Genomic DNA, 22,146 nt, shown 5'->3' on the forward strand with positions numbered 1-22,146 from the left:
CGGGGCGGGGCGGGGCGGCCTGACGGCGCCGCTACGCCTGTCCCGCCGCCTCGTCGCGCTTGGCCGCCTGCCACGCCGCCTCCATGGCGGCGAGGTCGGAGCGGCCGAGGGCGCCCCCGGACGCCGCGAGATGCCGCGCCATGGCGGCGAAGCGCCGCTCGAACTTGGCGGTGCCGTCGCGCAGGGCGGTCTCCGGGTCGATCCCGGCGTGCCGCGCGAGGTTCGCCACCGAGAACAGGAGGTCGCCGATCTCCTCGGACAGGGCCTCCGGGTCGCCCGCCGCCAGGGCCTCGGCGACCTCGTCGGTCTCCTCGCGGACCTTGTCGACGACCTGGGCGGCGTCGTCCCAGTCGAAGCCGTAGGCGGCCGCCCGCCGGGAGATCTTCTCCGCCCGGGCGAGGGCCGGCAGCGCCCGCGCGACGCCGCCGAGGGGGTCGGGCGCCGGGTCCGGCGCGAGCCCCGCGTCCCGCCGCTCCGCCTGCCGGGCCGCCCGCTCCTGCGCCTTGATCGCCGCCCACTGGGCCTCGACCGCCGCGGGGTCGCGCAGGGGCGAGCCGGCGGGCAGGGGCGCGCCGTCCGGGGTGAAGACGTGGGGGTGGCGCCGGACCAGCTTGTCGCCGATGGCGCGGGCCACGTCGTCGAACGCGAAGGCGCCCCGCTCCTCGGCCATGCGGGCGTGGAACACCACCTGGAGCAGCAGGTCGCCGAGCTCGTCGCGCAGGTCGCCGAGGTCCCCCCGCGCCACCGCGTCGGCGACCTCGTAGGCCTCCTCGATGGTGTAGGGCACGATGGTGGCGAAGCTCTGCGCCACGTCCCAGGGGCAGCCGGCGACGGGATCGCGCAGGGTCGCCATCAGGCGCAGGAGCCGGCCCAGGGGCGCCTCCGCGGCGGGATCGGCGTCCCGCCCCCCGCTCGCCCCGGACCGGCCCGCGTCGCGTGTCTCGCTCATGCGGACGGGGTTAGAGCATGGCGCGGCGCAGGGAAATGCGTCTCACGGATCGCCGGTCCTCAGCGTCGGTCCTCAGCGCCGGGCCTCAGCGCCGGGCCTCAGCGCCGGGCCTCAGACCCGGCTCGGGTCGCGCTCGCGCACCTGCTCGGCCTGCAGGCCGTTCAGGTAGCCGGTGAGGCGGCCGCTGACCGCCGGGTCGGCGCACTGCACCCAGAGCGGCGCCGGGAGGGCGCGGACGGGCAGGCGCAGCAGGAAGGCCTCGGCCGAGAGGGCCGCCTCCCGCGCGGAGGCGGCGGCCAGGAGGCGCGCCCCCGCCTGCGTGCCGATCAGGATCGCGATCGTGCTCATGGCAGCTCTCCCGGCAGCTCGCTCGGCCGCACTCTCGGCCTCTCCGGGCCGCGCCCGTGCGGGACAACGGCGCGCGGGCCGCGGGCGTTGCACGGCGCGCCGATCCGCGCGGGTTCCGTCAAGGCCCTCAGCTCGTCGGTCGGACGCAGAGCGGCTCCCGGGCCAGCGCCAGGGTGAACGACCACAGGATCCGGCCGAGGGAATCGGTCAGCACCGCCCCGGTCAGGAGCATGTTGGCGGCGGTCCGGCACAGGTCGCGGGCGCGGCGGATCGCCGCCTCCGCGTCGTCCGCCTCCAGGCGGTCGCTGGCGAAGGCGAGGCCGCAGCGGCCGTCCGCGTGCTCGAGGGTGCGTCGGAGGTGATAGGCCGGCATCGCTTGGACCCACGCGAGGCGAATCACCGGCCGCCCGCGGCGCGGGCGGGAGCCGGCTGGCCAAGCTAGCGGCCCGGAGCGGGCCCGCGACTGATCCAGATCAAGCCGACGCGCATCCGCCGCCGTCCGGTCACGTCCCGGTGTCGCAGGCTGTCGCAGGGTACGCCCGCCGCCGGCGGCCGCTGCGGGAGGTCCGCGCGAGGCCGTGCCGGGTCTTGTTCCAGCGCAGCGGCGCCCGGACCAGCTCGATCAGCGCCAGCCACGCGGCGAGGCTGACCAGCAGGAAGTAGACCGGCATCCACGGGACCGACCGGGCGAGGTCCCCCCAGCCGCGCCGGGCGCAGCCGACGAGGGCGGGCAGGACCAGGGCGGCGAGTCCCGTCCCGAACAGCGTGATGGCGAGCCCCGTGGAGAGGTTGTCCAGGAAGACGGGGGCGGCCGGGATGTCCCGGACCAGGAAGGACCACGCCGCCGCGGCGAGGCAGGCCGGGTAGGCGAGCGCCGAGACCACCGTCCCGGGGACAAGGGCGGCGGCGCAGAGCGTCTCCAGGCCGCCGAGCCTGCGGGCGTTGGCCAGCGGGTGCCGCCCGTGGGTGAGGCTCGTCTGGACCAGGCCCTTCAGCCAGCGGGTGCGCTGGCCGAGCCAGGGCCCGAGGCGGGCCGGCGCCTCCTCGAAGGTAGGGCTGGGAAGGTCGCCGACGGTGTAGCCCGCCAGCGCGAGGCGCAGGCCGAGATCCGCGTCTTCGGTGACGTTGTGGGCGTCCCAGCCGTGCAGAGCCCGCACCACGACGGTGCGCAGGTGCATCGAGGTGCCGCCCAGCGGGACCGGCAAGCCGCAGCGGGCGAAGGCCGGGTTCAGCACGTCGAACAGCCCGGCATATTCGAGGGCGAAGGCACGGGCGAGGCGCGAATCGCCGGCATTGTCGATCACGAGCCGCCCCTGGAGGCAGGCGGTCCGCGCGGGTAGGCGCGCGAACAGGGCGGCCGCCAGCCGCAGTTGCCCGGGATCGGGCACGTCCTCGGCGTCGTAGACCGTGATCAGGGTGCCGCGGGCCAGCGGCAGCGCGGCGTTGAGCGCCCGCGGCTTGGTGCGCGGGCCGCCCGGCGGCACCGTGATCACCTCGAACCGGGCCGGGAGGGTGTCGCGGGGGAGGGCCGCGGCGGTCTCCGCGTCGTCCGCCTCGAGCAGCAGCTTGATGTCGAGCTTGGCGGCCGGATAGTCGAGGGCGGAGAGCGCCCTGAGCAGGTCCGGCACCACCGCCGCCTCGCGGTGGAGGGGGACGAGGATCGTGTAGACCGGCAGGTCGGCCTCGGCGAGGGGCACCACCGCCTCCGCGGCGACCGGTGCCGCGATGGCGAGGGCCGCGATCCGCAGGGTCGCCATGGCCAGGAACAGGACCTGCCCGGCCGTCATCACCGCGCGCGCCAGCGGGGCCGGCAGCGCCGCGCACAGGCAGAGCGCGGCGGTCCCGCCGAGGGCGAGGACCAGCAGCCAGCGGAAGGCCGGCTCGGGGGCGGTCGCCCACTCGGGGCCGTGCCGCCGCAGGTCGTGCGCCGCGTGATCCGCCACCTGCCCGGGCACGGACGCGAACACGGCCTCGCGCAGGCGGGTAGGGCTGGTGATCGCCGGCACGGCGGCGTGGCCAGCGGCGCGGCCGGCGGCGTCGAGGAGGTCCGCGATCGCCCGCCCGCGGGGCGCCAGGACCCAGGGCGCCACCGCGCCGGGCGCCAGCGGCGCGAGGCCGGCCACGAGGCTGTCGGGGAAGCGCAGGCCCAGGCCGAACGGGATCGGGCCGTCGAGGTAGGGGGCGCCGAGCGCCCGGGCCAGGGCCGCGTAGTAGGCCGATTCCGCGATCAGGCCGGCATTCATCAGCGCGGTCGCCGCGTCGGTCCCGGCCGCGGTCGCCGCGGCGGCGGCCCGGACCAGCAGCCGCGCGTCGACGCCCTCGTCCAGCAGGAAGGCGATCTCCGGCGGCAGGCCCTCCGGCCCCGCGGGCGGGCGCTGGAACGACACGCCGCGCGCTCCCCCGGCGGCCCGAGGACGTGGTAGAGGAGGGGGGTGAGCCAGTCCCCGCCCCCGCGCTCCGAGAGGAGCACCGCCCCGTCCCCGTCGTCAAGAGGCGATAGGACAGCCATCCCATCCCGGATCGCGGCGGCCGCGGTCGCGGCGCTCCTCGCGGGGCCGGCCGCCGCCGCGGCGCCCCCGGCCGCGCCGGCCACGGGCGTCACCGCCACCCCCGCCGTCACGATCCCGGATTTCTGGAACCCGCGCAGCCGGGGCGAGCGCGTGGAGGCGCCGCAGACCGGCCGGGCGGTCCGCTTCCTCACGGACGACGAGTTCCCGCCGCTGCACTTCGCCGGCCCCGACGGCAACCCGACGGGCTTCGTGGTCGAGCTCGCCCGGGCCGTCTGCGAGAAGCTGACGATCACCTGCACGGTGCAGGCGCGCCGCTTCGACACCCTGCTGGACGCCCTCGACGGCAAGCAGGGCGACGTGGTCGCGGCCGCCATCCCGCTGACCGCGTCCCTGCGGTCGCGATTCCTGGCGACGCGGCCGTATTTCCGCTGGCCGGCGCGCTTCGCGGCCCGGACCGACAAGGGCCTGCCGGTCCCCTCCGCGGCGGCGCTCGCCGGCCGCAGCGTCGGGGTCATCGCCGGCAGCGCCCACGCGGCCTACCTCAAGGCGTTCTTCCCGAAGGCCGTGCCGAAGGACTTCACCGATCTCACGGCGGCCGAGAGCGCGCTCAAGCGCGGCGAGATCGACTACCTGTTCGCCGACGGCCTCAACCTCGCCCTGTTCGTCGGCGGCCAGGACGCGGAGAGTTGCTGCGCGCTCACCGGCGGCGACTACCTCGAGAACCGCTATTTCGGGGAGGGGATCGGCCTGATCACCCGCCAGGAGGACGCCGCCCTCTCCCGGGCGCTGGACGACGCGCTCCAGCGGGTCTGGGACGACGGCAAGTACACCGAGCTGTACCTGCGGTTCTTCCCCGTCAGCCCGTTCTGAGGGCTTTCGTCGCCAGCAGGAATGGGGATCCTGCTGCCGGGCTTCGGTTGTCGGACGGCACGCGGACGGCACCGTGGCGGATCTGCTCGAGCAGGCGGTGGCGAAGGCGCGACCCGTCCCCGGACCTCCAGGACGAGAGCGCCCGGCTCATGCTGGCCTTCGCGGGGGACGAGGCCCCGGTTTACCGGTTCACCCCGGAGGAAGAGGCGGAGCTCGACGAATCCGGGGCCGCCGAGGCGCGCGGCGATCGCGCCACCGATGCGGAGATCCGCGCCATCTGGGCCAAGGTTCGGCGCCGAGAGCCTGTTCGACTCGGGACTTCCCCTCCTCGCCCTCATCCTGAGGTGCCGCGCAGCGGCCTCGAAGGAGAGCTCCAGCCAGCGCAGCGGTCACTGGAGGGCTCCTTCGAGGCCTCCGCTGCGCTGCGGCACCTCAGGATGAGGGCGAGATTCGGAGATCCGGGATTCGCGATTCGGCCTGGCACGCGCAGGAAGCCGAGCGGATCGGGCGTGCGTCTGCCAAGCCGAAACCGGCCCACGCTGTCATAGGCCGCACGCACTGGCCTCACGCGCGAGCCCGCGATGGAACCCCGCATTGCACCTCCGGGCGTTCCGCTCCGATGCGAACCGCTCTAGGGTGCGCGCTCCCCAACGCGTTCAGCCCTGAAGATCGTCTCCAACGACATGCCCGCCGCTCCCCCAGCCCTGACCCTCGACGCCGACGTGATCGAGGCCGCCGCCAACGCCGCCGCCTGGCCCTTCGAGGAGGCGCGCAAGCTCGTGGCGCGGCTGGAGAAATCCGGCAAGAAAGAGGTGCTGTTCGAGACCGGCTACGGCCCGTCGGGCCTGCCGCATATCGGCACGTTCGGCGAGGTCGCCCGCACCTCCATGGTGCGCCACGCCTTCCGGGTGCTCACCCGCGACGCGGTGCCGACCCGGCTGATCGCCTTCTCGGACGACATGGACGGGCTGCGCAAGGTCCCCGACAACGTCCCGAACCGGGAGATGCTGGCCGCGCACCTCAACCAGCCGCTCACCCGCGTGCCGGACCCGTTCGGCACCCATGACAGCTTCGGGGCGCACAACAACGCCGAGCTGCGCCGCTTCCTCGACGCGTTCGGCTTCAGTTACGAGTTCCGCTCGGCGACCGAGTGCTACCGCGCGGGCGTGTTCGACGCGACGCTGCTGCGCGTGCTGGAGCGCTACGATTCCGTGATGGAGATCATGCTGCCGTCGCTGCGGGCCGAGCGCTCGGCGAGCTACTCGCCATTCCTGCCGCTCCACCCGGTCACCGGCCACGTGATGCAGGTGCCGATCGACGAGGTGAGGGCGGAGAGCGGCACGATCGTGTGGCGCGATCCCGCCACGGGCGAGCGCTACGAGACTCCGGTGACCGGCGGCCACGCCAAGCTGCAGTGGAAGCCCGACTGGGCGATGCGCTGGGTGGCGCTCGGCGTCGATTACGAGATGGCCGGCAAGGACCTGATCGACTCGGTCAAGCTCTCGGCCAAGATCGCCCGGGCGCTCGGCGGCGAGCCGCCGGAGGGCTTCAACTACGAGCTGTTCCTCGACGAGAAGGGCCAGAAAATCTCCAAGTCGAAGGGCAACGGCCTGACGATCGACGCGTGGCTCACCTACGGCACGCCGGACTCGCTCGCCCTGTTCATGTACAACAAGCCGCGCGAGGCCAAGCGCCTGTTCTTCGACGTGATCCCCCGGCACGTCGACGAGTATATCGGCTTCCTCGACCGCTACGCCGGCCAGGACGCGAAGCTGCGGCTGGGCAACCCGGTCTGGCACCTCCACGCCGGCACCCCGCCGGAGCCCGAGCGGGTCGAGGGCGCGAGCCTGACCTTCGCGATGCTGCTCAACCTCGCGGCGGTCGCCAACACCGAGGATCCGGCGGTGCTGTGGGGCTTCATCCGCCGCTACGCGCCGCGGACCGGGCCGGAGACCCATCCGGGCCTCGACCGGCTGGTGAAGCACGCCCTGAAGTACTTCTCGGACTTCGTGCGGCCGGCCAAGACCTACCGGGCGCCGACGCCCGAGGAGCGGGCGGCCCTGGAGGACCTGTCGGAGACGCTGGCCGAGCATGCCGGCTCCACCGATCCCGAGGCCCTGCAGGCGGCGGTCTACGAGGTCGGCCGGCGCCACTTCCCCGACACGTCCGGCAAGGCCAAGAGCCCGGACGGGCGGCCCGGCGTGTCGCAGGCGTGGTTCACGAGCCTCTACAACGTGCTGTTCGGTGAGGCGCGCGGACCCCGGTTCGGCTCCTTCGTGGCCCTCTACGGCGTCGACGAGACCCGGGGCCTGATCGCCTCGGCGCTGTCGGGAGCGCTGGTCGCCGAGCACGAAGCCTTCGCGGCCGGCAAGGCCGCCCCGGTCGCGTGAGGGCGCGATGATCGTCGACGATCTCGCCGCGCTGGAGGCGCTCTACAGCGCACCCCTGGCGCCCGCCTCGACGGTGAAGGTGGCAGCCGCGATCACGCCGGACTACGCGGCGCTGATCGCGGCCTCGCCCTTCGCGGTGCTGGCGACCGCCGGCCCCGAGGGGCTCGATTGCAGCCCGCGCGGGGACCGGCCGGGCTTCGTGCGGGTCGCCGACCCGCGCACGCTGATCCTGCCCGACCGGCGGGGCAACAACCGGATCGACTCGCTGCGCAACGTCGTGCGCGACCCGCGGGTGGCGCTGCTCTTCCTGATCCCGGGCTCGGGCACGACGCTGCGGGTGAACGGCCGGGCGGTGATCTCGGCCGACCCGGACTTGCTCGCCTCGTTCCGGGTCGACGGCCACGCGCCGCGCACCGCCCTCGTGATCACCGTCGCGGAGGTGTACTTCCAGTGCGCCCGGGCGATCATCCGGGCCGGGCTGTGGGATCCGGAAGCCCGCGTCGACCCGGGAAGCCTGCCGACGCCGGGGGCGATCCTGGCGGCGCTGACCGCGGGCGAGGTCGGCGGCCAGCGCTACGACGCGGAATGGCCGGAGCGGGCGGCCAAGTCGATGTGGTGAGGGTGGCGTCCGCGACATCCCCGTCCTTGCGGGCGGAGCGGAGCGATCCGGTGTCGCGCCACCTTCGGGGATGTCGCGCCGCCCTGGGTCGCTTCGCTGCGCTCGCGATGACGGAGCGTCACCTCATCCCACCAGCGCGAGATCCCGCGTCTCGGTGTCGGGGATGACGTCGACCTCGACCTTGAGGCGCTGCTTGCCCGAGCCGCTGACGATGCCGTCGACCGGCGCCACGTCGCCGTAATCGCGGCCGCGGGCCACCACGATGTGGTCGTCCCGCACCGCGACGCCGTTGGTCGGGTCGAGGCCGAGCCAGCCGGTGCCGCACCAGACCGCCACCCAGGCGTGGCTCGCATCCGCCCCGCGCAGGCGCGGCCGGCCGGGCGGCGGCACCGTGCGCAGGTAGCCGCTGACATAGGCCGCGGGCAGGCCCATGCCGCGCAGGGCCGCGATCATCACGTGGGCGAAGTCCTGGCAGACCCCGGCCCGGAGCGCGAAGGAGTCGGCGAGCGGCGTCGAGACGGTGGTGGCCTTGGAATCGAAGCGGAAATCCCGGCCGATCCGCAGCATCAGGTCGTGGGCCGCCCCGTAGGCGCTGCGGCCCGCGGCGAAGCTCGGCCGCGCGTAGTCGGTGATCGCGGGCAGCAGCGGCACCCGGCCGCTCGGGAACAGGAAGTGCACCGGCGCCCGGCCGCCGAGGTCGCGCCCGGCGAGAACGGCGTCGCGGACCCGCTCCCAGGGCATCCCGGATTCGGGCGGCGGCGGGGCCGGGCGCTCGACCCGCACGGTGGAGAGCGCCTCGACGCTGAAGGTGGTGTGGGGCGTCTCCAGGGTGATCGCCACCGCGTCGATCCCGAGATAGTCGCGCCGCATCACCGCGCGGGCGGGGCTCGGGTCGATCGTGACCGCGCTCGCCAGCACGCTCTGGCCCTCGAAATCCTGCGGCTTGAGCCGCAGGGTGCAGCGGGCGAAGTGCACCGGCCGGCCGTAGCGGTAGGCGGTGCGGTGGCGCAGCGTGTAGATCATCCCGGCCACCGCCCATCGCGACGTCCGTCGCCTGCGGTCGCCGGCAAGCGCGAAGGCGCGCCGCAGCCCGTGCTGCGGATCGTCCTTGAGGCGGCAGCGTCAAGGACACACAGCATCAAGCCAGCCCCGTCAGCTTCTCGGGGCGCAGCGCGTTCGGCCCGGTGGGGAAATAGCGGGCCGCGATGCCGTCGGCGAGGCGCTCGAGGTCGGTCGCGAGCGCGGTCAGGCGCACGGCGTCGAAATCCGCGGCCTCGCCGCTGCGCAACTCCGCCAGGATCCGGGTCGCGAGGCGGCAATGGGGCTCGGGGATCCCGTCCGCGGCGAGCGCCGGCAGGTCGGCGAGGTGCCGGGTGATCGCCTCCGCCTGGAAGGCGATCGAGCGCGGGTTGTAGGGGTCGAGCAGCACCATGTCGCGCACGGGGTCGAGGGCCGCCCCCTGCAGGTAGCGCCGCCCGTAGCTGATCTGCGAATCGCATAGGGACAGCATCACCCCGAGGCAGCCGGGGGTCGCCTCGTCGTTGGCGAAGGCCAGCGCGAAGGCGCCGGTGTTGATCGCCCGCTCGATCCGCCGCCCGAGCTCGATGAAGTGCCAGCCCTCGGCGCGGCTCATGTTCTCGTGGGTGAGGCCGGCGAGCGCCGCGAGCTGGCTCAGGGCCCGCTCGGCCCGGCCCGCGAGCTGCGACTCGGTGAAGGCCCGCTCGGTGTTGAGGGACAGGAACTCGTTCAGGTCGGCGAGCACCCGCCACGCCTCGCCCGACAGGCGGGCGCGGAGCGCGGCGGCGTTGCGACGGGCCGCGATGACGTGGGACCGGGCCGAGCCCGGCCGGTCGCGCCCGGCCAGCGCCTCCTGGGCGAGGCGGGCGGTCGGCAGGTCGGCGGCCGCGATGGCGCCCCACTCGTGCAGCAGCGCCCGGAGCGCCAGGGCCGCCGGCGTGTCGAGGGCGCCCGAGATGTCGGTCCCGACGGCGTCGCCGACGCTGCGCAGGTGGGCCAGCACCAGCCGGATTACCGCCTCGCCGCGCTCCAGGTAGCGGCCGAGCCAGAACAGGCCGTCGGCGGCCCGGGCGGGGAGGTGCCCGCCGACCCGCCGCACCCGCGGCGCCGCCTGCGTGCCGATCAGGGGCGCGGCGACCGGCTCCTCGGACAGGACCCAGACGTCAGCGGAGCGGATGCCGAGCCGCAGCTCGATCGGGTCGACGTCCTCGCGCTCCGAGACCCGGCAGAAGCCGCCGGGCATGACCTGCCAGCCGAGGGGCGTCCGCGCGGCGAAGACGCGGACCACGAAGGGGCGGGGCGTCAGGAACAGGCCGTCCGGGCCGCGCTCCCAGCCCGGCATCGTCGAGAGCGGCGCCGCCTCCTGGGCGACGTAGTCGAAGGGCCGGTCGCGCAGGGCCGCCACGACCCGCTCGCGCTCCGCCGCCAGGACCGGGCCGGCCAGGATCGCGTCGCGCCCCGCCCCGCGCTGGGGCGTGGCGGCCGGGCGCAGGGTCAGGCTGTCGAGGTTGGCCCGCGCGTGCGCCAGGCCCTCGAGGTCGCCGCACCACCACGTGCGCGGGTGGCCGAGCCGCAGCGGCTCGCCGAGGACGCGCCGGGCGATGCCGTCGAGGTAGGGGGCGAGGGCGGCCGACTCGACGAGCCCCGCGCCCGGCATGTTGGCCATCACCAGGGAGCCGTTGCGCAGGGCGTCGAGGATGCCGGGCACGCCGAGGCGCGAGGCCGGGTTCAGCTCCAGGGGGTCGAGGAAGTCGGCGTCGATCCGCCGCCACAGGGCGTCGGCCCGCTTCAGGCCCGAGACGGTGCGCACGTGCAGGCGCCCGTCGCGCATGACGAGGTCGTCGCCCTCCACCAGCATCAGGCCGAGGTAGCGGGCGAGCGCCGCCTGCTCGACGTAGGTGCTGCTGTAGGGGCCGGAGGTCAGCAGGCAGATCCGCGGGTCGGCGCGCTCCGCCCCCAGCGCCAGCCCGTCGCGGAACGCCTGGAAGAAGGCCGGCAGGCGCTCGACGTGGAGGTCTTGGAAGAAGTCCGGGAAGGTCCGGGCCAGGACCATGCGGTTCTCCAGCGCCCAGCCGAGGCCCGAGGGCGCCTGGGTCCGGTCGGCGAGCACCTGCCAGCGCCCGTCCGGTCCCCGGCCGAGATCGGCCGCGTAGAGCTTGAGGTAGTGGCCGCCGGGGGGCGCGACCCCGTGGAGCGGGTGCAGGAACTCGGGCGTGCCGGCCACGATCGCGGCGGGGAGGAGCCCCTCGACGACCAGCCGGCCCTCGCCGTAGGCGTCGGCGAGGATCGCCTCCATCAGCTCCGCGCGCTGGACGATGCCGGCGCTGAGCGCCGCCCATTCCGGCCCCTCGATCACCAGGGGCAGGCAGCCCAGCGGCCAGGGGTGCTCGCGCTGGTCGCCGGCGATGCGGAACGAGATGCCCGCGTCCCGGATGTGCCGCTCCGCCGCGACGAACCGGGCCATGATCTCCGGCTCGGTGAGGCCGCCGAGCCGGTCGAGCAGGCGCGGCCACGCCCCGCGGGGCGCGCCGTCGGGGCCCAGGAACTCGTCCGGCCGGCCGGGGGCGGGGCGGTAGCCCGCGCTCCAGCGGGCGACGCGCTCGCGCGCGCCCTCCGGCCGCTCGGCCCGGCCGCGGCTGCCCGCGAGCGCCGCCTCCATCACGGATCCCGGGTCATCGCGGCTCGCGGATCCACGCAGCGTGGACGACGACGCGGCCGCAGAGCGGAGCGCGGGACCCCCTCCCGCACGGGAGCGGGGGCGCGTCGCGCTCTGTCGACCGCGCCGGTGTCCGCCCCGGATGTCCGAACATCGCGGGTCATTGCGGGGCCGGTGTCCGCAGGTCGAGGGTCAGCGGGAACTCGGCGCTCGATTCCGGGCGGGGCATCTCCAGCCGGCCGGGCGTGTGGCCGTTCGGCTGGAACCGGGCGAGGCGCCGCCCCTCCGCCTCGTAGGCGTTGACCGGGTGGGTCTCGTAGTTGCGCCCGCCCGGATGGGCGACGTGGTAGCGGCAGCCGCCGAGGGAGCGGCCGCTCCAGGCGTCGAGGATGTCGAAGGTCAGCGGCGAGTGGGCCGGAATGGTCGGGTGCAGCGAGGAGGCCGGCTGCCACGCCTTGAAGCGCAGGCCCGCCACGGCCTCGCCGCCGCGGCCGGTGCCGGTCATGGGCAGGCGGCGGCCGTTGCAGGCGATGACGTGCCGCTCGGGCACGAAGCCCTCGACCCTGACCTGCAGCCGCTCGACCGAGCTGTCGACGAAACGCACGGTGCCCCCGCCGGTCCCTTCCTCGCCCATCACGTGCCAGGGCTCCAGCGCCTGGCGCAGCTCCATCCGGACCCCGCCCTGCTCGACCGTGCCGAACACGGGGAAGCGGAACTGGGCCTGCGCCTCGAAGGCGACCGGATCGAAAGCGTACCCCGCCGCCCGGAGATCCTCCAGCACCGCGAGGAAGTCGGACCAGAGGAAATGCGGCAGCATGAACCGATCGTGGAGGTTCGTGCCCCAGCGGACACAGCCGCCGGTCTGCGGCTCGCGCCACAGCCACGCCACGAGGGCGCGGAGCAGGAGCTGCTGCGCGAGGCTCATCCGCGCGTCCGGCGGCATCTCGAAGGCGCGGAACTCCAGGAGGCCGAGGCGCCCGGTCGGCCCGTCCGGCGAGTAGAGCTTGTCGATGCAGATCTCGGCCCGGTGGGTGTTGCCGGTGACGTCGACGAGGATGTTCCGGAAGATCCGGTCGACGAGCCAGCGCGGGATGTTGGGCGCGTCCGGGGCCGGCACCTGGGCGAGCGCGATCTCCAGTTCGTAGAGCCCGTCGTGGCGGGCCTCGTCCATGCGCGGCGCCTGGCTCGTGGGCCCGATATAGAGGCCCGAGAACAGGTATGAGAGCGCGGGGTGGCGCTGCCAGTAGAGCACGAGGCTCTTGAGCAGGTCCGGCCGGCGCAGGAACGGGGAATCGTCCGGCGTGACGCCGCCCATGACCACGTGGTTGCCGCCGCCGGTGCCGGTGTGGCGCCCGTCGGTCATGAATTTCTCCGCGCCGAGCCGGGTCTGGCGGGCCTCGGCGTAGAGGTCGGTGGTGATGGCGACCGCCTCCCGCCACGAGGCGGCCGGGTGGACGTTCACCTCGATCACGCCGGGATCGGGCGTCACCTTGATGACGCCGATCCGCGGGTCGTAGGGCGGCTCGTAGCCCTCGAGGTGGATCGGCAGCTTCAGCGCGGCGGCGGCCGCCTCCAGGTGGCCGGCGAGCTCCAGATACTCGTCGGCGCGCTGCACCGGCGGCATGAACACCCGCACCACCCCGTCCCGGGGCTCGAACGACAGGGCCGTGCGCACCGCCACGCCGGTGACGCCGGCGCCGTTGACCACCGTGGCGCCTTGATGACCGTTGGGGAGGGCGGCGCGGGGCTCCAGCGGGTCCTGCGGCTGGTAGTAGGGGTAGTGCTCCGGCGGCACGTAGGGCAGGGACGACAGCGGCAGGCGGAAGCCCACGGGCGAGTCCCCCGGCACCAGGAAGGCGGCGCCGCGCCGGAAGTCCCACTTCTCCGAGATCCAGACGCGGTCGGGCTCGCCGCCCTTGCCGGTGGGCAGGCTCGCCAGCGGCAGGACGTAGCCGGCCGCCTCCCCGAGGCCCCGCGCGTAGACCCGCCTGATCCGGGCGTCGAACTCCACCGAGCCCGACTTGGCGTCGGCCGGCGTGACGTTGACCGGCAGCTCCGCGGTCTTCCGCTCCCAGAGCTCCCCGTCCTCGAAGGCCGGGAAGACGTAGTCGGCGAGGCCGAGGCGGCGGGCCAGCGCGCCGGCGAGCGCCTCGGCCTGCGCGATGGTGGCGTGCCCCGCCTCCCCGGCGGCCACCTCCGGCGCGATCAGGTCCGGGTCGCGCCAGATCGGCTTGCCGTCCTTGCGCCAGTAGAGCGCGAAGGCCCAGCGGGGCAGGCTCTCGCCGGGATACCACTTGCCCTGACCGTAATGGAGCAGCCCCCCCGGGCCGAACCGGTCGCGCAGGCGCCGGACCAGCTGGTCGGCGAGCCCGCGCTTGGTCGGGCCGACGGCCGCGATGTTCCACTCGGGCGATTCGAAATCGTCCACCGACACGAAGGTCGGCTCGCCGCCCATGGTCAGCCGCACGTCCTGCGCGGCGAGGTCGGCGTCGACCCGCTCGCCCAGCGCGTCCATGGCGGCCCAGACGTCCTCCGAGAACGGCTTGGTGATCCGCGGCGTCTCGGCGACGCGGGTGATCGTCATCGCGAAGTCGAAGGTGGTCTCGGCCGGCTCCATCGCCCCCGAGATCGGCGCGGCGGATTGGTAGTGCGGCGTCGCGGCGAGCGGGATGTGGCCCTCGCCGGTGAGCAGGCCCGACGTGGCGTCCATGCCGACCCAGCCGGCGCCCGGCAGGTAGACCTCGGCCCAGGCGTGCAGGTCGGTGAAGTCCGCCGACGCGCCGGTCGGCCCGTCGACCGCGGTCGTGTCGGGCACGAGCTGGATCAGGTAGCCGGAGACGAACCGGGCGGCGAGGCCGATCAGGCGCAGCACCTGCACGAGCAGCCACGCCGAGTCGCGGCAGGAGCCGCTCTTCAGCCGCAGGGTCTCGGCGGGGGTCTGGACGCCGGGCTCCATCCGGACGCCGTAGGCGGTCTCCCGGGCGATCAGACCGTTCAGCGCCACCAGGAACTGGACCGTGCTGGTCTCCTCCGGGAGACGGGCCAGCAGCGCCTCCATCTCGGGACAATCCGCGTCGACGGGCGTGAGATACGGGGCCAGCTCCCCGGCGAGGGCGGGGTCGTACGCGAAGGGCCGGACCTGGGCGTAGTCCTCCACGAAGAAGTCGAACGGGTTGATCACCGCCATGTCGGCCGTGAGGTCGACCTCGATCCTCAGCTCGTCGGTCTTCTCGGGGAAGACCAGGCGGGCGAGCCAGTTGCCGCTCGGATCCTGCTGCCAGTTCAGGAAGTGGTTGGCGGGCGTCACCGTGAGCGCGTAGGCCGGGACCTTGGTACGGGCGTGGGGGGCCGGGCGCAGGCGGATCACCTGGGGCCCCAGGCTGATCGGCCGGTCGTAGCGGTAATGCGTGACGTGGTGCAGGGCGGCTCTGATCGACACGATGGCTCCGTCGAAAGGATCGAACGCGGTCGCGCTGCCGGTCCCTGGCGCCGGCGCCCACCGCACGGTTATGCGACACGGATCGCGCAACAAGCAATTTCCGTGCGTCGCCCGGCCGTCCGGGCCGCTGGCAGGAACTTTGCCGCCCGGCCCCGCTTGACTGGCAGGTGGGCCGGCCGCCGGCCCGGGACCGCGCGATGAAGATCTTCCAGTGCCAGGCCTGCGACCAGCCGGTCACCTTCGAGGCGACCGCCTGCGAGAGCTGCGCGCGGCCGCTGGGCTACGCCTGCGCGGTCCACGAGGTCTCGGCGCTGGAGCCGCAGGGGCTCTCGGCCCACCCGCTGATGGGCGGCGCGCAGGTCTTCCACGCCTACGCCGATCCCGGCCGGCGCTACCGGCTGTGCAACAACGCCCTCGCGCAGGCCTGCAACTGGCTGGTGCCGGAGGACAGCCCCGACATCTACTGCACCGCCTGCCGCCACAACCGCGTGGTGCCGGACCTGTCGCAGCCCTGGAACCTCGCCCGCTGGCGCCAGATCGAGGCGGCCAAGCACCGGCTGTTCTACTCGCTGCTGCGCCTGGAACTGCCGCTCGCCACCCGCGCCCAGTACACGGACGGGCTGGCCTTCGACTTCCTGGTCGACCCGTCCGAGAGCGTCTCCGGCGGGCCGCCGGTGCTGACGGGCCACATCAACGGCCTGATCACCATGAACATCGCCGAGGCCGACGACGTCGAGCGGGAGCGCCGCCGGATCCTGTTCGGCGAGCATTACCGCACGCTGCTCGGCCATTTCCGGCATGAGATCGGGCATTACTTCTGGTACCTGCTGGTGCTGAACAGCCCCGACTGGGACGCCTTCCGGGCGCTGTTCGGCGACGAGCGCCGCGACTACGTCCAGGCCCTGCAGGACCACTACGCGAGGGGCGCCCCCGCCGACTGGGACGAGGCCTACGTCTCGGCCTACGCCACGGCCCATCCGTGGGAGGATTTCGCCGAGACCTTCGCGCATTACCTGCACATCGTCGACACGGTGGAGACCGCCTCGACCTTCGAGCTGCACGTGCGCCCGCGCCTGCGCCAGCGGGGGCCTTCCGGGCCGCAGGCGCCGACCGTGATCGACTTCGACCCGTACAACACGGCCGACCTCGACCGGCTGATCGCCGCGTGGCTGCCGCTCACCTACGCGATCAACTCGCTGTCCCACAGCATGGGCCAGCCGGCGCTCTACCCGTTCAAGCTGACACCCGCGGTGATCGCCAAGCTCGCCTTCGTGCACGAGCGGGTCTACGCCTCCCGCACCGGCACCCTGCCGGATGCCGGCGCGGCGGGCGCCGAGATGCTCCGCGCGGTGATCCTGGGCCTGCGCCAGAAGGTGGCGGCGCCGACGGCGTGAGGGTGGCGGTCGCGGCAGACACAACGTCTCTGCGAGCGTCTCCGCGAGCGGCGCGAGGCGACGACGGTCGGAGGGGCGCCTCACGCCCCCCCGTGCCGCTCCGCGAAGGCGCGGAACGCCGCGAGCGTCTCGGCGCTGACGTGGTGCTCGATCCCCTCCGCGTCCCGCCGCGCGGTCTCGGGGCTCACCCCCAGCGCGCACAGGAAGCGCTCGACGATGCGGTGGCGCTCCCGGGCCTGGGCGGCGAGCCGGCGGCCGGCCTCGGTCAGGAACACGCCGCGATAGGGCCGCTGCTGGACGAACCCGTCCTCGCACAGGCGTTTCAGCATCTTGGCGACGGTCGGCTGCGCCACGCCGAGCCGGGCCGCGATGTCCACCTGCCGCGCCTCGCCGCCGTCGCCGATCAGGTCGTCGATCAGCTCGACGTAATCCTCCACGAGTTCCGAGCGCCGGGCCTCGCGGGCCTGGCGGAAGCTCTCCACGTGGCGCTCGGGATCGACCAGCGCGGTCTCGGGCGAGCCCGGCTCGGACGGTTCCTGCATCGGCTCTCCCCCACCGCGGCTCGCGCGGGCCGCCCCGACCCCTGTCTAGCAAACACCGCCACCTCGAGGGGAGTCCCGCGGGGCCGATACCGGCGGCCGCTGCCGGCCCCTTGAATCCAACCCCTTGAATCCTGGCCGCGAACCCTGAATATAGCCTCCGCTATATCTTTGAGGAGAGGGTTGAGCATGGTGGCGCCGAACGCCGCGACGGCCCCCGGGCGCGCCGCGCCCGGGGCGATGAGCCGGCGGACCGAGGGCGCCATCCGCGACGTCCTCGACGGCCGTCCCGGCGGCCGGGCCCGGTTCCTGCTGTTCGCCGGCCCCGCCGTGACGGCGTCGATCGCCTACATGGACCCGGGCAATTTCGCGACCAACATCCAGGCCGGCGCCCGCTACGGCTACGGCCTGCTCTGGGTGGTGCTGCTCGCGAACCTGACGGCGATGCTGTTCCAGGCCCTGTCGGCCAAGCTCGGCATCGTCACGGGCAAGAACCTCGCCGAGCACTGCCGGGACGCGACGACGCGGCCGGTGCGCCTCGCCCTGTGGGGCATCAGCGAGGTCGCCGCCATGGCGACCGACCTCGCGGAGTTCCTCGGCGGCGCGATCGGCCTGTCGCTGCTCACCGGCATGCCGCTCATGGCCGGCATGGCGATCACCGCGGTGGTCACCTACGCGATCCTGCTCCTGGAGCACGAGGGCTTCCGGCCGCTGGAGATCGCCATCGGCGCGATGGTCGGCACGATCGGCCTCTGCTACGCGGTCGAGCTCCTGATCGCGCCCGTGGCCTGGGGCGAGGCCGCCAAGGGCCTCGTCACCCCGCGGATCCCGGACGCGCAGGCGCTCACCATCGCGGTCGGGATCATCGGCGCCACCGTGATGCCGCACGCGCTGTTCCTGCATTCGGGCCTGACCCAGGGCCGGGGCAATCCCCGCACCGAGGCCGACCGGCGCCTGCTGGTCCGCTACTCGAACCGCGAGGTGGTGGTGGCGCTGCTGCTGGCGGGCCTCGTCAACATGGCGATGGTGATCATGGCGGCGGCCGCCTTCCACGTCGGCCACAGCGAGGTGGCGGAGATCGGCGAGGCCTACCGCACCCTGACGCCGCTCCTCGGGCCCGCCGCGGGGGCGGCCTTCCTGGTGTCGCTGCTCGCATCCGGGATCTCCTCCTCGGTGGTGGGCACGCTCGCCGGGCAATTGGTGATGCAGGGCTTCACCGGCTGGCGCATCCCGCTCCTCGTCCGCCGGCTCGTGACCATGCTGCCGGCCTTCGCGGTGGTGGCGATCGGCGTCGACCCGACGCAGGCGCTGGTCCTGTCGCAGGTGGTGCTGTCACTCGCCCTGCCGGTGCCGATGGTGGCCCTGGTGGTGTTCACCCGGCGCCGCAGCGTGATGGGCCCCTTCGCCAACGGGCCGCTCACCCAGGCCGCGGCCGTGGCGGGGGCCGCCCTGGTGCTCGCCCTCAACATGGTGCTGCTGGCGGTCGCCTTCGGGGTGCCGGTGCCGGGGCTGGAGTGAGAGCTTCGCCGGCAGATCCACCGGCAGCCCTGCCGACAGCCCCGCCGACGGCCCCGCTCAGGTCGCCCGCACCACCACCTCCACGAGGTTGGCGCCCCCCGAGCGGATCCCGGCCTCGATCGCCGGGGCGATGTCGGCCGCCCGGGTCACCCGCCGGGCGGGCACGCCCATCGAGGCGGCCAGCGCCGGGAAGTCGATCCGCGGGTCGGTGAGGTCCATGGCGATGAAGCGGTTGGCGCGCACCGAGGCGTAGTGCGCTTGGCCCTTCATGAAGGTCTTGAGGATGTTGTACTCGGCGTTGTTGATCACCACGAAGGTGACCGGCAGCTTCTCGTGCGCCGCCGTCCAGAGGGCCTGCGGCGAGTACAGCGCGGCCCCGTCGCCGACCACGCAGACCACGGGCGCCCGGTCGAGCCCGAGGGAGAAGCCGACCGCGGCCGGCATGCCCCAGCCGAGCACGCCGCCGCGCATCGCCGCGTACTGGTGCGCGGAGGGGCTGTCGAGGAAGGTGCGCAGGTGGGTGAGCGTCGCGGGCGCCTCGTCCACGATGGTGGTCTCGGCCCCGACCGCGCGGGCGACCTCCCGGGCGGCGACCAGCGGCGCGATCACCGGATCCTCGAAGGCCGCGTCGGCGGCGGCGGCGAGCTTCGCCCGGCGCTCGGCCCGGGCGGTCACCGCCCCGGCGCGCAGGCCCGCGAAGGCGTCGGCCCGGTCGGCGAGGCGGGGCGCGAGGAGCGGCAGCAGGGCGTCGAGGGAGGCGCGGATGTCGCCCACCGTCGACAGGCAGGTGGCGTAGGTGCGCCCGAGGTCGCGCACGTCCGCCGAGAGCTGGAACACCTGCACCCCCGGCGGCACCGCCGAGACCTCCGAGTAGAGCACGGTGATCAGCGACTTGCCGCCGAGCGCGAACACCGCGTCGTAGCGCCCGAGGATCTCGGCGATGGCGTCGGCCCGGGTCGGCAGGTTCCCGGCCCAGAGCGGGTGCGCGGTGGGGAAGGGGATGTGGGCCGGCCAGGACGAGCCGTAGACCGGCGCCGCCAGCAGGTCGGCGAGCGCCACCATCTGCGCCGAGGCGTCCGAGGCATCGATCTCGTCGCCCGCGATCAGCGCGAGGCGGCCCGGCGCGATGGCGGCGAGCTTCTCCGCGAGGCGGTCGAGGGAGCCCGCCACGGCCCGCTGGTCGATGGTCGAGGTCTCGCCGGCCGGCACCGCCGACAGCGCCTCCATCACGTCCATGGGCAGGGACAGGAAGACCGGCCCGGAGGGGGCGGCCCCCGCGTCGTGGAAGGCCCGGCGCAGCAGGATCGGGATCTGGTCCGGGCTCGTCACCTCGCGGGCCCACTTCATCACCGGGTCGGCGATGGCGACGAGGTCGCCCATCAGCAGCGGGTCGGTCAGGGCGTGGCGGAGATCCTGCTGCCCGGCGGTGACCACCAGCGGCGTGCCGGAGACCTGGGAATTCACCAGCCCGCCCATGGCGTGGCCGAGGCCGCCCGCCGTGTGCAGGTTGAGGAAGGCGGGCCGGCGGGCGCCCTGCGCGTAGCCGTCCGCCATCGCCACGGCGGTCGCCTCCTGCAAGGCGAGGATGTAGGCGATGTCCGGCGCCTCGGTGAGCGCGTCGATGAGCGGCAACTCGGTGGTGCCGGGATTGCCGAAGATGTAGCGCACGCCCTCCGAGCGCAGCACCTCCACCAGGAGGTCGGCGCCCCGGCGGCGGCCGGCGGTCTCCACGGTCTCGATCGGCATGCCCTGTCCTCTCCGACGGAATCAGCCGGAGGCTACCCCATGGGCGGACCGGGGCAATGCCGGCACCGCCCCGCGCCGCCCCGCGCCGGGCGGCGACCGATCGGCAACCGATCGGCAGCCTTTTCGGCGTAGCCTCCGGCCGGGACGCGCCCGCGCCCCCGGGCGCAGGCCCGCCGATCCACGCCACCGACCAGGACGACACATCATGCGGATCGCGGCGCCCCTCGCGCTCCTCGCCACCCTGGTGGCTCCCCCGATAGCCCTCCTGGGCCTCGCCGCGGACGCGCGGGCGCAGGGGCTCGAGCGCGGGGCCCAGGAGGGCGCCTCGCGCGGCGAGGAGATGGCGGGCCCCCTCGGGGCGATCGTCGGCGGCGCGATCGGTGCGGCCGTGGGCACGGCCAACGGCATCCTCGGCGTCGACCGGCGGGAGCGGTTCCGCATATACGCCCGCGGCGAGCGCCGCCCCTCCATCGCGCTCGCGGGACCCGTGCGGGTCGGCACGGTGCTCCCGGAGGACGGCATCGTGTACTACGATGTCCCGCGGGAGTTCGCCCTGCCGGATTACAGCTACACGATCGTCAACGACCACCCGGTCCTCGTCGACCCGCGGTCGCGCCGGATCGTGGAGGTGATCGACTGACGGCCCGGGCGGCCCGGGCGGCCGGGGATCCGGCGCGAGGGAGAGGGGGAGCCGATGCCGAGAAGGGTGGGGATCCGGGCGGTGCTCCCGTCGGCGCTCCCGGTGACGGGCCTGGTGACGGGATGAGCGCGCGCGACGCCGCGGATGCCGGACGGCGGCACTGGTTCTACGACAGCCGGATCCTGGTCTGCACCTTCTGCCTGCTCGCGGTCATGGTCATCTTCTGGCAGGTGAGCCGGTTCGAGGGTTTCCAGCCGATCTTCACCTGCGCGCGCAATCAGGACGTCGATCGCGACCTGCTCTCCGTCGGGATGCGCGCCTGCATGGGCGACGCGCCCTCGCAGGCCGCCCAGGCGCGCTGCATGCACGTCGTCTACCTGCTGGCCTGCACGGACGAGCGGTGGCGCTGACGCCGCCGCGCGCGGGCCCGTCCGCGGCGGGGCGGGTTCCGCTCAGGCGCGCAGCTCCGCCACGAAGGCCCGGATGAACGGCGGCAACCCGTCGAGGTCGCGCAGGCACAGAGTCAGGTCGCGCCGCGCCCAGGCGTCGGCGAGGGGCACCACCGCGAGGGCGAGGCCCTGCGCGGCGCGGGCGGCGGCGCTCTCGGGCAGGATCGCCAGCCCGACCCGCGCCTCGACGAGACGGCAGACGGCGTCGAAGTCCCGGAGTTGGACGCGCAGGCGCATCGGTCGCCCCTCGCGCACCGCCTGGGCGACGAGGAAGCGGCTGATGGCGCTGCGCCGGTCGAGGCCGACGAGGTCGTGGCCGAGCACCTCGGCGAACGGGATGGTCCCGCGCGCGGCCAGGGGATGGTCCCGGGCCGCCACCAGCACGAACCGGTCCTCCCGGAACGGGAAGGTCTGCAGCGAGCCGGTATCCACCGTGCCGGACAGGATGCCGAGATCGGCCGCCCCCTCGGCCACCAGCCCGACGATCTCCTCGGAGGTGCGCTCGTCGATCTCGACGCCGATCCCGGGGTGATCGGCCAGGAAGGCCGAGAGCGCCTCCGGCAGGAATTCGGTGAGCGCGTTGGTGTTGGCCAGCACCCGGATCTGCCCGAAGGCGCTCCCCGAGAAGGCCGCCATCTCCTCGCGCAGGCGCTCCACCCCGGCCAGGACCTCCCGGGCATGGACGAGGAGCGCGCGCCCGGCCGGGGTCGGGCTGACGCCCTGCCGGCCCCGGGTCAGCAGGGCGGCGCCCAGGGATTCCTCCATCAGCCGGATCCGCGTCGAGGCGGCCGCCAGGGCGAGGTTCGCCCGCGCGGCCCCGTGGGTGATCGAGCCGGCCTCGACCACGTGCCGGAACAGGCCGAGATCGACGAGATCGAACCGCATCATCGCGAAGGCGCCTCCCGCCGCGCCGTCCGGCCGGCGCGTCCCGGGCCGCCCGGGACCCGTCCTGATCCGCGTCTCCGTCGGGGGGCTTGGCGACCGCGTCAACCCCGCCATCCCGGGGCCGCGCCGGGGCCGCCGCGGCGATCCCGGTTACAGACACGCCGATCCCTCAGGCGC

17 protein-coding genes and 1 pseudogene are annotated in these 22,146 nt (G+C 74.4%); 8 read left to right on the forward strand and 10 right to left on the reverse strand.

Going from position 1 to position 22,146, the window contains the following annotated elements; genetic code table 11:
- Nucleotides 1-31: 31 nt before the first annotated feature.
- The 4 genes from mazG to BMY19_RS14500 form a co-directional block, all read right to left on the reverse strand.
- On the reverse strand, nt 32-949 hold the full coding sequence (gene mazG, locus BMY19_RS14485; RefSeq protein ID WP_091677476.1) for a nucleoside triphosphate pyrophosphohydrolase: 918 nt from the start codon (nt 947-949) through the stop codon (nt 32-34).
- A gap of 111 nt (nt 950-1,060) precedes the next feature.
- Nucleotides 1,061-1,297: a hypothetical protein gene (locus tag BMY19_RS14490; RefSeq protein ID WP_100252107.1), complete on the reverse strand. Its 237-nt coding sequence runs from the start codon at nt 1,295-1,297 to the stop codon at nt 1,061-1,063.
- Between the two features lie 127 nt (nt 1,298-1,424).
- Nucleotides 1,425-1,670 carry a hypothetical protein gene (locus tag BMY19_RS14495; protein WP_042672728.1) on the reverse strand — a complete coding sequence of 82 codons (246 nt, stop codon included), beginning with the start codon at nt 1,668-1,670 and terminating at the stop codon, nt 1,425-1,427.
- Between the two features lie 130 nt (nt 1,671-1,800).
- On the reverse strand, nt 1,801-3,684 hold the full coding sequence (locus tag BMY19_RS14500; RefSeq protein ID WP_100252108.1) for a glycosyltransferase family 2 protein: 1,884 nt from the start codon (nt 3,682-3,684) through the stop codon (nt 1,801-1,803).
- A 45-nt stretch (nt 3,685-3,729) separates the two neighbouring features.
- On the opposite strand from BMY19_RS14500, the gene BMY19_RS14505 reads away from it, so the two are divergent.
- The 4 genes and pseudogenes from BMY19_RS14505 to BMY19_RS14520 all read left to right on the forward strand — a co-directional run bounded on the left by BMY19_RS14505 (nt 3,730) and on the right by BMY19_RS14520 (nt 7,686).
- Nucleotides 3,730-4,677 (forward strand): transporter substrate-binding domain-containing protein, encoded by a 948-nt coding sequence (locus BMY19_RS14505; RefSeq protein ID WP_100252109.1) that lies wholly within the window; start codon nt 3,730-3,732, stop codon nt 4,675-4,677.
- A 73-nt stretch (nt 4,678-4,750) separates the two neighbouring features.
- Nucleotides 4,751-4,964: pseudogene (locus BMY19_RS31335) on the forward strand (hypothetical protein); the annotation flags it as partial.
- A gap of 396 nt (nt 4,965-5,360) precedes the next feature.
- Nucleotides 5,361-7,067, forward strand: coding sequence for a lysine--tRNA ligase (locus BMY19_RS14515; protein WP_100252110.1), 1,707 nt, complete (start codon nt 5,361-5,363; stop codon nt 7,065-7,067).
- Nucleotides 7,068-7,074: 7 nt separating this feature from the next.
- Complete coding sequence (locus BMY19_RS14520; RefSeq protein WP_020093309.1) at nt 7,075-7,686, forward strand: pyridoxamine 5'-phosphate oxidase family protein; 612 nt, start codon at nt 7,075-7,077, stop codon at nt 7,684-7,686.
- A gap of 123 nt (nt 7,687-7,809) precedes the next feature.
- Here the strand turns inward: BMY19_RS14520 and BMY19_RS14525 are convergent, their stop codons facing one another.
- From BMY19_RS14525 to BMY19_RS14535, 3 genes are all read right to left on the reverse strand, one after another.
- Nucleotides 7,810-8,709, reverse strand: a complete 900-nt coding sequence (locus tag BMY19_RS14525) for a transglutaminase family protein (RefSeq protein WP_100252128.1) — start codon at nt 8,707-8,709, stop codon at nt 7,810-7,812.
- A 115-nt stretch (nt 8,710-8,824) separates the two neighbouring features.
- Nucleotides 8,825-11,362, reverse strand: coding sequence for a circularly permuted type 2 ATP-grasp protein (locus BMY19_RS14530; RefSeq protein ID WP_100252111.1), 2,538 nt, complete (start codon nt 11,360-11,362; stop codon nt 8,825-8,827).
- Nucleotides 11,363-11,519: 157 nt separating this feature from the next.
- Entirely contained in the window at nt 11,520-14,798 is a 3,279-nt protein-coding gene (locus BMY19_RS14535; RefSeq protein WP_100252129.1) for a transglutaminase family protein, read from the reverse strand.
- A 197-nt stretch (nt 14,799-14,995) separates the two neighbouring features.
- On the opposite strand from BMY19_RS14535, the gene BMY19_RS14540 reads away from it, so the two are divergent.
- The gene (locus BMY19_RS14540) at nt 14,996-16,192 is read left to right on the forward strand and encodes a zinc-binding metallopeptidase family protein (RefSeq protein ID WP_100252130.1); all 1,197 of its coding nucleotides are present in this window, start codon (nt 14,996-14,998) and stop codon (nt 16,190-16,192) included.
- An 80-nt stretch (nt 16,193-16,272) separates the two neighbouring features.
- Here BMY19_RS14540 and mntR read toward each other — a convergent pair whose 3' ends face one another.
- Nucleotides 16,273-16,734 carry a manganese-binding transcriptional regulator MntR gene (mntR, locus tag BMY19_RS14545; RefSeq protein ID WP_020093314.1) on the reverse strand — a complete coding sequence of 154 codons (462 nt, stop codon included), beginning with the start codon at nt 16,732-16,734 and terminating at the stop codon, nt 16,273-16,275.
- A 186-nt stretch (nt 16,735-16,920) separates the two neighbouring features.
- On the opposite strand from mntR, the gene BMY19_RS14550 reads away from it, so the two are divergent.
- Complete coding sequence (locus BMY19_RS14550) at nt 16,921-18,249, forward strand: Nramp family divalent metal transporter (protein WP_020093315.1); 1,329 nt, start codon at nt 16,921-16,923, stop codon at nt 18,247-18,249.
- Between the two features lie 57 nt (nt 18,250-18,306).
- Here BMY19_RS14550 and BMY19_RS14555 read toward each other — a convergent pair whose 3' ends face one another.
- A complete protein-coding gene (locus BMY19_RS14555) occupies nt 18,307-19,995 on the reverse strand; it encodes a thiamine pyrophosphate-binding protein (RefSeq protein ID WP_100252112.1) in 1,689 nt (562 codons plus the stop codon).
- A 205-nt stretch (nt 19,996-20,200) separates the two neighbouring features.
- On the opposite strand from BMY19_RS14555, the gene BMY19_RS14560 reads away from it, so the two are divergent.
- Together BMY19_RS14560 and BMY19_RS14565 are read left to right on the forward strand one after the other, a co-directional pair.
- Nucleotides 20,201-20,635, forward strand: a complete 435-nt coding sequence (locus BMY19_RS14560; protein WP_091677457.1) for a DUF1236 domain-containing protein — start codon at nt 20,201-20,203, stop codon at nt 20,633-20,635.
- Between the two features lie 122 nt (nt 20,636-20,757).
- Nucleotides 20,758-21,045, forward strand: coding sequence for a hypothetical protein (locus tag BMY19_RS14565; RefSeq protein ID WP_020093318.1), 288 nt, complete (start codon nt 20,758-20,760; stop codon nt 21,043-21,045).
- Between the two features lie 42 nt (nt 21,046-21,087).
- Here the strand turns inward: BMY19_RS14565 and BMY19_RS14570 are convergent, their stop codons facing one another.
- On the reverse strand, nt 21,088-21,972 hold the full coding sequence (locus BMY19_RS14570) for a LysR family transcriptional regulator (RefSeq protein ID WP_091677452.1): 885 nt from the start codon (nt 21,970-21,972) through the stop codon (nt 21,088-21,090).
- Nucleotides 21,973-22,146: the final 174 nt, after the last annotated feature.

Source organism: Methylobacterium sp. UNC300MFChir4.1 (assembly GCF_900110155.1).
Classification (GTDB): domain Bacteria; phylum Pseudomonadota; class Alphaproteobacteria; order Rhizobiales; family Beijerinckiaceae; genus Methylobacterium.